Below are 12,215 nucleotides of genomic sequence, written 5' to 3' on the forward strand. Positions count from 1 at the left end.
CATCTCACAGTTCTCCCCGGCGTTGCGCCAGTAAGTCGGCAAACGGCCCGGCGGCCTGACTCAGGGTAAGGTAGTCACCCTGCTGGACCAACTGGCCGTTGACCATGACCCAGATTTCGTCATAGTTCCGAATTTCGCTCAGTTGGTGGGTCACCAGCAATGTGGTCTGAGTGTGCGACGCCTCGCTCAGCGCGCTCATGACCCGCTGTTCGCTGTGCGCATCAAGGCTGGCGGAGGGTTCGTCCAGCAGCAGTAATCGACATGGGTGCAGCAATGCGCGCGCCACGGCGACCCGCTGGGCCTGGCCGACTGACAGACGTGCGGCGCCGTCGCCCAACTGCGTGTCCAGGCCTTGCGGCAACTGAGGCAGAAATTCGTGCACATACGCGCGCTCAAGCGCTTGTTGCAGCATATGGTCGCTGGCCTTCGGGCGACCCAGCAGTACGTTCTGCCGCAGCGTGGGTTCCGGCAGGTGAGGATTTTGCCCCACCCAACTCAGGTGCTGCCGCCATGACGTGAACGACAGGGTACGCAGTTCCTCGCCATTGACCGTCAGTGAACCACGGTAGGGCAGAAAACCCAGCAGCAGGTTCAGCAGCGAGCTTTTCCCGGCGCCGCTGGGACCGACCAGCGCGACCCGTTGCCCGGCGTTCAGTTTAAAGGTGAGCGGCCCGGCTAGTGTTTTGCCTGAGGGCGACAGAATAATCAGCTCATGGGCGACCAGTGTGACGGGCGTATCGCTTTGAAATAGGTGCGTGCCGGCTCCGGTTTCCTCGCTTTCGGCCGTCATGAAACGGTGCAGGGCTTCCGCCGCTCCGACCGCCTGCGCCTTGGCGTGGTAAAACGTGCCGAGATCGCGCAGCGGCTGGAAGAACTCCGGCGCCAGAATCAGCACCAGAAAACCGGCAAACAGCGTTACGCCGACGCCGTAGCTGCCAAAATGCAACTCGCCGAGGTATGAAAAGCCGAAATAAACCGCTACCACCGCGATCGAAATCGACGCGAAGAATTCCAGCACGCCGGAAGACAGAAAGGCCATACGCAGCACTTCCATCGTGCGACTGCGAAACTGTTCCGACGCCTGGCGAATCTGTGCGGTTTCCGACTCGCCGCGATAGAACAGGCGCAGGGTATCCAGACCACGCAGTCGATCAAGAAAATTGCCGCTCAGTCTGGCCAGCGCCTGAAAGTTGCGGCGGTTGGCGTCGGCGGCGCCCATACCGACCATCGCCATGAACAACGGGATCAACGGGGCGGTGGCTAACAGAATGACCCCCGCGGCCCAGTTCACCGGAAACACGATAATCAGGATCAGCACCGGAATCAGTACGGCCAGATACATCTGGGGCAGATAGCGGGCGTAGTAATCGTGCATATCGTCCACTTGCTCCAGTATCAGTGTGGCCCAACTGCCGGCCGGTTTTCCCTGAATCCAGGCCGGTCCCAACTGCTGCAGTCGATCCAGAACCTGCTGGCGGATGTGCTGGCGAATCGTCTGACCACAGCGAAAACCGACGCGTTCCCGTATCCAGTTGATCAACGCCCGTAATACGAATGTCGTTGCCAGTGACAGAAACATCGTGGTCAGTTCGTTGCGCGGGGTGTGGGTGATAATCAGGGCGTGGAGCAGTGAGGCCAGTAACCAGGCCTGCGCCATAATCAGCAGGCCGCTTGCCAGACCGAGCATCAGCGATAGTCGTAGCCAGCGGTGCGCCAGACGGCTTTGCTGTTTCAGCCAGCGGGTCAGTTCTCGTTGTCGGGTGTCTTTCATCAGGTGCCGATCGCTTCCAGTTGGTACATGAAAATAACGCTTACATAACCGTTACTTAACACAATTGTGAGCGTAACGGTCGCGATGCGCCATGTTACCGCGGTGGCGGGGTTGTGCAAACGAAAAGCAGATGGCGGAACGGGGTGTCGATCAATTTTTGCAGTGATGAACTGCAATAAAAAACCCGGACGCGATCACGCCCGGGTTGGCATTGTTGGTCATCAAGGCTTACTTGACGAGGGCGTCCAGATAGCGTTCGGCATCCAGCGCCGCCATACAACCGGTGCCAGCGGAAGTGATAGCCTGGCGATAAATGTGGTCCATGACGTCGCCGGCGGCGAATACACCGGGAATGCTGGTCTGAGTCGCGTTGCCGTGGATGCCGGATTGCACCTTGATGTAGCCGTTTTCCAGTTCCAGCTGATCGCCGAATATGGCGGTATTCGGGCTGTGACCGATAGCGATAAACACGCCCGCTACATCCAACTGCTCGGTTGCTTCAGCTGCGTCGCGCAGGCGCACACCGGTCACGCCCATATCGTCGCCCAGCACTTCATCCAGCGTGCGATTGGTATGCAGCACGATATTGCCGCTGCTGACCTTCGCCATCAGACGGTCGATCAGGATTTTCTCCGCGCGGAAGCTGTCGCGACGATGGATCAGATGCACTTCGGCGGCGATGTTGGACAGATACAGCGCCTCTTCCACTGCGGTATTGCCGCCGCCGACTACCGCGACCTTCTGGTTGCGATAGAAGAAACCGTCGCAGGTTGCGCAGGCGGAGACGCCTTTCCCTTTGAACGCGTCTTCAGACGGCAGACCCAGATAGCGGGCGGATGCGCCGGTGGCGATGATCAAGGCGTCGCAGGTGTACTCATCGCTGTCGCCGAACAGGCGGAACGGGCGGGTTTGCAGGTCGACGCGCGTGATGTGGTCAAAGACGATTTCGGTATTGAATTTGGCGGCATGAGCGTGCATACGCTCCATCAGCAGCGGACCGGTCAACTCGTCCGGGTCGCCGGGCCAGTTTTCCACTTCGGTGGTGGTGGTCAACTGACCGCCTTTTTCCATGCCGGTAATCAACAACGGATTTAGGTTTGCCCGCGCAGCATAGACCGCGGCGGTATAACCTGCCGGGCCTGAACCCAGAATCAATAATTTACGGTGTTTGGCAGTGCTCATGAGTTCCTCATTCACTCGAACGGACGATATGACCGATTGTAAGGAAATTACCTGCGTAAAAAAAGTGTGGAGGAATGTTGTTGGCTATCGGTTCAATCGTTACGGAATATTGGCAGGGAACGGCGAATAGCCTGACGGCGGGTGCGGAGCGTGTGAAAACGCTGCCCTAATGGACTGCCGGGAGCGAATCTGGCACTTTCTTCTGATTTTAATTGTTTTACTTTGACAATCGGCTGCGCTTTTGCGAAAACATCCTTGGAAGAGGAAATTTTTTGTATGTGAATAGTTAAATGCTCCGGCTTTTATGCGTTTGGGGTCTCTAGCGGCGGCGTTTGTCTGCCGATGGATAACCGGCGTTTTACAACGTTTCCGGGAAACGCGGTCGGAACAGAGAATGAACACATTACAAAAGGCAGGGGTCTTCTTTAGGGGTGGCTCTGGTACATTGAGGTTGGTCAGAGACAGCGGTTAAACAGGGAAGGATGAAGAGAGACAATAAGAATGGTAGACACGAAAAAACGTCCGGGAAAAGATCTTGATCGTATCGATCGCAATATCCTGAACGAATTGCAAAAAGATGGACGTATCTCCAACGTGGAACTTTCCAAGCGGGTCGGTCTTTCGCCAACCCCGTGTCTGGAGCGCGTTCGTCGTCTGGAACGACAGGGTTTTATCAATGGCTATACCGCGCTGCTGAACCCACATTATCTGGATGCGTCATTGCTGGTGTTCGTTGAGATTACTCTCAATCGCGGCGCGCCGGATGTGTTTGAACAGTTCAATGCAGCCGTGCAGAAGCTTGAGGAAATTCAGGAGTGTCATCTGGTTTCCGGGGATTTTGACTATTTGCTCAAAACCCGCGTGCCGGATATGTCGGCATACCGTAAGTTGCTGGGAGAAACGCTGTTGCGTCTGCCGGGCGTAAACGATACCCGCACCTATGTGGTGATGGAAGAAGTGAAGCAAAGCAACCGGCTGGTCATCAAGACCCGCTGACGGCAAGGGTGCATAACCCGATAAATTCAGCTACACTCCTGTGAATTTGTACAGTATGGCGCCGGGGAAGACTCGGCGCTTTATCATGAAACATTTACAGGGAACCTGGAGAGACGCTTGAGCCAGGAATATACAGAAGATAAAGACGTCACGCTGAAAAAACTCAGCGCGGGTCGACGTTTACTGGAAGCGATGTTAATCGTTGTGGTGCTTTTTGCCATTTATCTGGCGGTGGCGCTGCTGAGTTTCAGTCCCTCGGATCCCAGTTGGTCGCAGACCGCCTGGCATGAACCGATTCACAATCTGGGGGGCGGGGTAGGCGCCTGGCTGGCGGATACCCTGTTTTTCATTTTCGGCGTACTGGCGTATGCCATCCCCGTGGTAATGGTGTCGTTGTGCTGGGTGATCCATCGCCAGCGCGGCCAACGCGCCACGCTGGATTACTTTACCCTTTCGCTGCGTCTGATCGGCACGCTGGCACTGATTCTGACCTCGTGCGGGCTGGCGGCGCTCAATGTGGATGACATCTACTATTTTGCCTCCGGCGGGGTGTTGGGCAGTTTGCTTAGCAGCTCGATGATTCCGCGTTTCAATAATATCGGCGGCACCATGATTCTGCTGTGCGTCTGGGCCGCCGGGCTGACGCTGTTCACCGGCTGGTCATGGCTGACGATCGCCGAAAAGCTCGGCGCCGGGGTGATGGGGTGCCTGACGCTGTTTTCCGGGCGTCGACGTGAAGATGACTACCTTTATGATGATGACGAAGAGGTCGATGAGTCGCCAGTCGAAACGCGGAAAGACGCTCGCCGTACAGCCGGGCCTCACGAAGAAGAATCCACCGCGATGTCGTCCTCGGCAGAGGACGATGACGTAGAGGAAGATGACGTGCTGTTTTCCGCCCCGGCGGTGACGGCGACTTCCGGTGTGCCCGCCGTTGCATCGGCCGCCGCCAGCATGCCGGCTGCAGACGAAGCGAACGAGCCTGCATTTGCCGTTGCGGCAACGCCTGATGCGGAGCCGGTGCTGAAGCCGCACCCTGAACCAATAGCCGTTACGCCGTTAGCCGGGTCTGAATCCTATGTCCCGCCGGTTGCAACGCCTGCGCCTGAATTCAGGCCGAAGGTTGATGTCTCGCCGGCATCGACATGGGCGCCAGCGCCTGCGGAGACAGCGCCTGTACCGGCTGGCTTTGCGTCATCACTGTCTGAACCGTTGCCTGACTGGCAACCGCTGACCTTGCAAGCTGACGATCGCATTGCCCGCACGGCCGCGGCGGCAGTCACGGCGGCGACGGTCGTTTCTGGAAGCGCCGGGGTTGCCCCTGAGCCGAAACCGGAACTGCAAAATGCGGCGCCGTTCATGCCGGCGTTTACCACCGATGAAGATAACAATCCGCAGGTCAAGCGCGGTATGGGGCCGGAATTGCCGCGGCCAAATCCGGTGCGTATTCCTACTCGCCGTGAACTGGCATCGTATGGCATCAAACTGCCCTCGCAGCGGCTGGCTGAACAGCAGGCCCGCGAAGCGGAGCAACAGGCGCAAGCCGCCCACGTTGAGCAAACCAGCACGTCGGCGTCGTTTGCCGCGCCAGCGCCTTTGCCGGACAACGTGACAGCGCAGACAGCGTTGCCTGACGACGAGCAGGAGTTGATACAAGACGCGGCGTTACGACAGGCTTTTGCTGATCAGCAACGCGAACGCTACGGCGAAACCTATCCCGATCATGAAGAGGACGAAGAAACGCTGTTGCAAGCGCAACTGGCGCGTGACTTCGCCGTCATGCAGCGTTCCCGTTATGGAGAAGCGCATGAGCCGGATACGGTGCAGGCTGCGCCGGCGATTTTTGCGGCTGAACCGTCCGAGGCGGTGCCTGCTGCGGCCGAAACCAGACAGCCGGACATGACGCCGAAGACCGAGGCTCCGCTGGACAGCGCCTTCGCTATTTCACCCTTTGCCGACCTGGTGGATGATGGTCCGCTAGAGCCGCTGTTCACGCTGCCGCCGCAGGAGAGTTTCCCTGATGAGCAGCAGGCGCAACCGCTGGCGCCAGTACATGCGTTGCAGACCGCTGCGCCGAACGAACCTGAAGCGGAAGCCGAATCGCCGTCAATTATGGACAGCCTGATTCATCCGTTCCTGATGCGTAACGACCAACCGCTGCAGAGGCCGACGACGCCATTGCCATCGCTGGACCTGCTGACGCCGCCTTCCATGAATGACGCGCCGGTGGATCGTGACGCGCTGGATGACATGGCGCGCCTGATCGAAACCCGGCTGGCGGATTATCGCGTTAAAGCGACGGTGGTGGATTACCATCCGGGCCCGGTGATCACCCGGTTTGAGCTGGATCTGGCGCCGGGCGTCAAGGCGGCCCGCATCTCCAATCTGGCCAGAGACCTGGCGCGTTCATTGTCGGTCGTGGCGGTGCGGATTGTCGAGGTTATCCCCGGCAAACCCTACGTCGGGCTTGAGGTGCCGAACCGCCATCGCCAGACGGTATTCCTGCGGGAAGTGCTGGATTGCGATCGATTCCGTGACAACGCCTCGCCGCTGGCGGTGGTGCTGGGCAAGGATATTTCCGGACAGCCGGTTGTGGCTGACCTGGCGAAAATGCCGCACTTACTGGTGGCCGGTACCACCGGTTCCGGTAAATCGGTCGGCGTTAACGCCATGATTATCAGTATGTTGTACAAAGCGACGCCGGCAGACGTGCGTTTCATTATGATCGACCCGAAAATGCTGGAATTGTCGGTGTATGAGGGGATTCCGCATCTGCTTACCGAAGTCGTGACGGACATGAAAGACGCCGCCAATGCCTTGCGCTGGTGCGTGGGTGAGATGGAGCGCCGCTACAAGCTGATGTCGGCGCTCGGCGTGCGTAACCTCAGCGGTTATAACGAACGCGTGATGCAGGCGGAAGCGATGGGTCGACCGGTGCCGGATCCGTTCTGGAAACCGGGTGACAGTATGGATACCCAACCGCCGGTACTGGAAAAGCTGCCGTATATCGTGGTGATGGTGGACGAGTTTGCCGACCTGATGATGGCGGTGGGCAAGAAAGTGGAAGAGTTGATCGCTCGACTGGCCCAGAAGGCTCGTGCCGCCGGGATTCATCTGGTGCTGGCGACGCAGCGCCCGTCGGTGGATGTGATTACCGGCCTTATCAAAGCCAACATCCCTACCCGTATCGCTTTTACCGTGTCGAGTAAGATCGACTCCCGTACCATCCTCGATCAGGGTGGTGCGGAATCGCTGCTCGGCATGGGGGATATGCTGTACATGGCGCCCAACTCCTCGATTCCGGTTCGCGTTCATGGCGCGTTCGTGCGTGATCAGGAAGTGCATGCCGTGGTGCAGGACTGGAAGGCGCGTGGTCGTCCAGAGTATATCGACAGTATTATCAGCGGCGATGACGACGGCGAGGGCGGTAGCCTTGGCTTTGACGGAGACGAAGAGCTGGATCCGCTGTTTGATCAGGCGGTGGCCTTTGTGGTGGAAAAACGCCGCGCCTCGATTTCCGGGGTGCAACGCCAGTTCCGCATCGGCTATAACCGTGCGGCCCGCATCGTCGAGCAGATGGAGATGCAGGGCATTGTCAGCGCCCCCGGCCATAACGGCAACCGCGAGGTGCTGGCGCCGCCGCCGATGGAGTAATTTTCGGTGCGGTGTATGTCCCTGCAAAGAAGCGTAAAAGTATTGGGTAACAGACAATTCGCCTGTCATGCCATGCCCGGCTGGGCTACATTAGCGTTCAACTGAAGCAGCGTTCAATTGAATCAGCGCTCAACTGAAGTTGCGTTCAACTGAAATCGGCTCCCGTCGGGAGCCGCGACGCGGTAAGAACACGCAAAGGATTTTTTGTATGATAAGAACAGGGTTGATGGCTGGTTGTTTACTGACCAGTCTGGTTTCCGGCGCAGTCTATGCCGATGCGGCCGGTGATTTACAGAGCCGTTTGAGTAAAGTGAACAGCTTTCACGCCAGCTTCACGCAAAAAGTCACCACCAATGACGGTGCTGCGGTGCAGGAAGGCGCCGGTGAACTGTGGGTAAAACGCCCGAATCTGTTCAACTGGAAAACCACATCGCCGGATGAAAGTACGCTGGTGTCCGATGGTAAAACACTGTGGTTTTATAACCCGTTCGTCGAACAGGTGACGGCAACCTGGGTGAAGGATGCGACCGGTAATACGCCGTTTATTCTGATCACCCGTAACGATCCGAAAGACTGGGGTAAGTACAACGTGAGTCAGAAAGGGGATGACTTCGACCTGACTCCCCGTGCGGCTAATGGCAATCTGAAACAGTTTTCCATCAACGTGACCAGTGACGGCACTATCCACGGTTTTACCGCCACCGAACAAGATGGGCAGCGCAGCGCCTATACGCTGAAGAATCAGCAAAATGGCGAGGTGGATGCCGCGAAGTTTCGCTTTACGCCGCCGAAAGGCGTAGCGGTGGACGATCAGCGTCAGTGAGGCGTGTGTGAGCAACCTGTCACTCGATTTTTCCAGCAATCAGTTCCAGCCGCTGGCCGCGAGGATGCGGCCGGTCAAGCTGGCGCAATATATCGGTCAACAGCATCTGCTGGGGCCTGGCAAACCGCTGCCGCGCGCGATTGAAGCGGGGCAGCTCCACTCGATGATTCTGTGGGGGCCGCCGGGGACCGGGAAAACGACACTGGCCGAGTTGATTGGGCGCTATGGACATGCCGATGTGGAGCGGATTTCCGCAGTAACCTCCGGCATCAAGGAGATTCGCGAGGCAATTGAGCGCGCGCGCCAGAACCGTGATGCCGGGCGTCGTACCATCCTGTTTGTGGATGAAGTGCATCGCTTCAATAAAAGCCAGCAGGACGCCTTTCTGCCGCACATTGAAGACGGCACCATCACGTTTATTGGCGCCACCACCGAGAACCCGTCTTTTGAGCTGAACTCGGCGCTGCTGTCCCGCGCTCGCGTCTATCTGCTTAAAGCGCTGAGCGCCGACGATATCGAACAGGTGCTGGAGCAGGCGCTGCAGGATAAGGAACGGGGGCTGGGCGGACAGCAGATTGTCTTGCCGGATGAGACTCGCCGCCTGCTGGCTGAGCTGGTAAACGGCGATGCCCGGCGCTCACTGAATCTGCTGGAAATGATGGCCGATATGGCGGAAGTGGACGCCAGCGGTCAGCGTCTGTTGACATCGGCATTGTTGAAGGAAGTTTCCGGCGAACGCAGCGCCCGTTTTGACAACAAAGGCGATCGCTATTACGACCTGATTTCCGCGTTGCATAAATCGGTGCGCGGTTCGGCGCCGGATGCCGCATTGTACTGGTATGCCCGTATCATCACCGCCGGTGGCGATCCTTTGTATGTTGCGCGGCGCTTGCTGGCTATCGCGTCTGAAGATGTGGGCAACGCCGATCCGCGGGCGATGCAGGTAGCGATCGCCGCCTGGGATTGTTTCACTCGTGTCGGCCCGGCGGAAGGGGAGCGCGCCATCGCTCAGGCGATAGTTTATCTGGCGTGCGCGCCGAAGAGTAATGCGGTGTATACCGCGTTTAAAGCCGCGATGCACGACGCCCGTGATAAGCCGGATTACGACGTGCCGGAGCACTTGCGTAATGCGCCAACCCGCCTGATGAAAGAGATGGGGCTGGGCGCCGAATATCGTTACGCGCACGATGAAGATAACGCTTACGCCGCCGGTGAAGTGTATTTCCCGCCTGAAATGGCAGAAACGCACTACTATCAGCCGACTTCGCGGGGTTTGGAAGCCAAGATTGGCGAAAAGCTGGCCTGGCTCGCTGCTCAGGATCAAAATAGCCCGACAAAACGCTACCGCTAGCATTAACGTTGCGGTAAGGTTATTCCGAGATTTTCTGCTGCACGGCGCCGCTGTCGGCGCCCTGTAATTATCGATATCCCCTTAATAATACAAGCACAGGACTAGCATGCTCGATCCCAATTTACTGCGTAATGAGCTAGACGCAGTTGCCGAAAAATTACTGGCTCGCCGAAATTTTAAACTGGATGTGGAAGCGCTGCGTACGCTGGAAGAACGCCGTAAAGTGCTTCAGGTCGAAACGGAAAATTTGCAGGCAGAACGTAACTCCCGATCGAAAGAGATCGGGGCGGCTAAATCGCGTGGGGAAGATATTGAGCCGCTGCGTCGAGAAGTGAACACGCTGGGTGAAAGGCTGGACGTTGCTAAAGCTGAGCTGGAAGAGATTCAGAGCGAGATTCAGAACATTGCGCTGACTATTCCCAACCTTCCTGACGACTGTGTACCGCTGGGTAAAGATGATTCTGAAAATCAGGAAGTCTTTCGCTGGGGAGAGCCCCGTCAGTTTGATTTCCCTGTACGCGACCATGTGGACCTGGGCGACATTACGGGCGGTTTGAGTATGGCGCTGGGCGTGAAGTTGACTGGTTCCCGCTTCTCGGTGATGAAAGGTCAGGTAGCCCGGTTACACCGTGCGCTGGCGCAGTTCATGCTCAACCTGCATACCGCTGAGCATGGCTATGAGGAAGCGTATGTCCCTTATCTGGTCAACCATGCCACATTGTATGGCACGGGGCAGTTGCCTAAGTTTAAAGAGGATTTGTTTCACACCCGCCCGCTGGAAGAAGAAGCTGAAACCAGCAACTATGCGTTGATTCCAACCGCGGAAGTGCCGTTAACCAATCTGGTACGTGATGAAATTCTGGATGAAGAGTCGCTGCCGATCAAACTAACCGCACATACGCCATGCTTCCGCTCTGAGGCCGGCTCTTATGGTCGGGATATGCGCGGTCTTATCCGTGTACACCAGTTCGATAAAGTCGAAATGGTGCAGATCGTCCGTCCTGAAGACTCCATGCAAGCGCTGGAAGAACTGACCGGGCATGCGGAAAAAGTACTGCAACTGCTGAAACTGCCGTATCGCAAAGTGCTGCTGTGCAGCGGCGATATGGGCTTCGGCGCATGCAAAACCTACGATCTGGAAGTCTGGCTGCCGGCGCAGAATACCTATCGTGAAATCTCTTCCTGTTCCAACTGTTGGGATTTCCAGTCGCGTCGCATGCAGGCGCGTTGCCGCAGCAAGGGCGATAAGAAAACCCGTCTGGTACACACCCTGAACGGTTCTGGTCTGGCGGTAGGGCGCGCGCTGGTCGCGGTGCTGGAAAACTACCAGCAGGCTGACGGTCGGATTGAAGTGCCGGAAGTGTTGCGTCCGTACATGAATGGTCTGCAATTTATTGGTTAATACCGTCAATCATGACGGCATTCACTCTCTTACTAAAGCGTCCTTCGGGGCGCTTTTTTTATGGCTGAAATCACGTCTCGCCGTGGTCATGGCGCGCGGAATTGTCTGATTCCGGCCGGATATCGGTATGGATGAGAGGATTCAGGCATCCTCTTATGGAGAGCTGGCTCGCGGGGTTCTAAGTTTTTTGTCGTTGCACTGGCCGGTACTGACTCAGCTGAGGAAAGAACCGACAGTGGCAGGATGAAAACGCAGGATAACAACGCCCGATAACAGCAAGGAGGGAATCCTCCTGAAGACAGAGTCAACGAGGTGATTTATGCCAAAACATATCGTCAGCCTGACCGGACGGTTGCTAGGCGCTTTACTCTATTATGCACCGGATGATGAACATAACGCGGCGTGGATTGAGCGCCTGAGACATCAGGCGTGGCAGCAGACATGGCCATGTGGCGACCGGGCAGACATCGCCATTGCCGCCCGGCAAATTCAGCTTGGCTTGCAGCCGGGCTACGATGAAACGTTGTCGGTCGCCTGGCGGCGATTATTCAACAGTGGCGAGGAAGTGCCTGCGCCGCCCTGGGGGTCGGTATATCTTGACCGGCAAAATGTATTGTTTGGTGATTCGACACTGGCATTGCGGCGCTGGTTGCGAGAACTGGGGATTGAGCCGCGCTGCGATCGGCATGAGCCGGAGGATCACATCGGCCTGATGCTGATGCTGGCGGCATGGTGTGCGGAAAATCAGCCGGACAGCCTGGCGGAATTGCTGACCGAGCATTTGCTACCCTGGGCGACGCGCTATCTGGATTTGCTGGAGTGCCACTGTCGCCACCCGTTTTATCAGGGCGTGGCGCGGTTAACCCGCATCACGCTGCAGGACTGGCAGGCACGATTCCAGTTGATCCAGATGGAAAAGGCACTGTTCTATTGAATGGCGTTTTTAGTGAATAGCGCTTTATTGCACAGTGCCTTATTGGCGGTTGTTTTTGGCGGTTGTTTTCGCAACCTGGCTGTAATGTCGTCGGGCGGAAAT

Annotated in this window: 8 protein-coding genes; 6 read left to right on the forward strand and 2 right to left on the reverse strand. The window is 57.3% G+C overall.

From position 1 onward, the window contains the following. Positions 1–4 precede the first annotated feature (4 nt). Positions 5–1,771, reverse strand: coding sequence for a cysteine/glutathione ABC transporter permease/ATP-binding protein CydD (gene cydD / locus DXXMK7_RS09350; RefSeq protein WP_038918856.1), 1,767 nt, complete (start codon positions 1,769–1,771; stop codon positions 5–7). Between the two features lie 228 nt (positions 1,772–1,999). After that, entirely contained in the window at positions 2,000–2,953 is a 954-nt protein-coding gene (gene trxB, locus DXXMK7_RS09355; protein ID WP_038918857.1) for a thioredoxin-disulfide reductase, read from the reverse strand. Positions 2,954–3,454: 501 nt separating this feature from the next. Here trxB and lrp point away from each other — a divergent pair. From lrp to dmsD, 6 genes are all read left to right on the forward strand, one after another. Beyond that, positions 3,455–3,949: a leucine-responsive transcriptional regulator Lrp gene (gene lrp / locus DXXMK7_RS09360; RefSeq protein WP_010277211.1), complete on the forward strand. Its 495-nt coding sequence runs from the start codon at positions 3,455–3,457 to the stop codon at positions 3,947–3,949. A gap of 117 nt (positions 3,950–4,066) precedes the next feature. Then, entirely contained in the window at positions 4,067–7,603 is a 3,537-nt protein-coding gene (locus tag DXXMK7_RS09365; RefSeq protein WP_038918858.1) for a DNA translocase FtsK, read from the forward strand. A 208-nt stretch (positions 7,604–7,811) separates the two neighbouring features. After that, complete coding sequence (lolA, locus tag DXXMK7_RS09370; protein ID WP_100849449.1) at positions 7,812–8,426, forward strand: outer membrane lipoprotein chaperone LolA; 615 nt, start codon at positions 7,812–7,814, stop codon at positions 8,424–8,426. Between the two features lie 7 nt (positions 8,427–8,433). Next, a complete protein-coding gene (locus tag DXXMK7_RS09375) occupies positions 8,434–9,777 on the forward strand; it encodes a replication-associated recombination protein A (RefSeq protein WP_038918859.1) in 1,344 nt (447 codons plus the stop codon). Positions 9,778–9,883: 106 nt separating this feature from the next. Then, on the forward strand, positions 9,884–11,179 hold the full coding sequence (serS, locus tag DXXMK7_RS09380; protein ID WP_038918860.1) for a serine--tRNA ligase: 1,296 nt from the start codon (positions 9,884–9,886) through the stop codon (positions 11,177–11,179). 319 nt (positions 11,180–11,498) lie between these two features. Beyond that, positions 11,499–12,113, forward strand: a complete 615-nt coding sequence (gene dmsD, locus DXXMK7_RS09385) for a Tat proofreading chaperone DmsD (protein ID WP_038918861.1) — start codon at positions 11,499–11,501, stop codon at positions 12,111–12,113. Positions 12,114–12,215 lie beyond the last annotated feature (102 nt).

Origin of the sequence: Dickeya sp. MK7, from assembly GCF_000406305.1 — a bacterium.
GTDB lineage: Bacteria > Pseudomonadota > Gammaproteobacteria > Enterobacterales > Enterobacteriaceae > Dickeya > Dickeya fangzhongdai.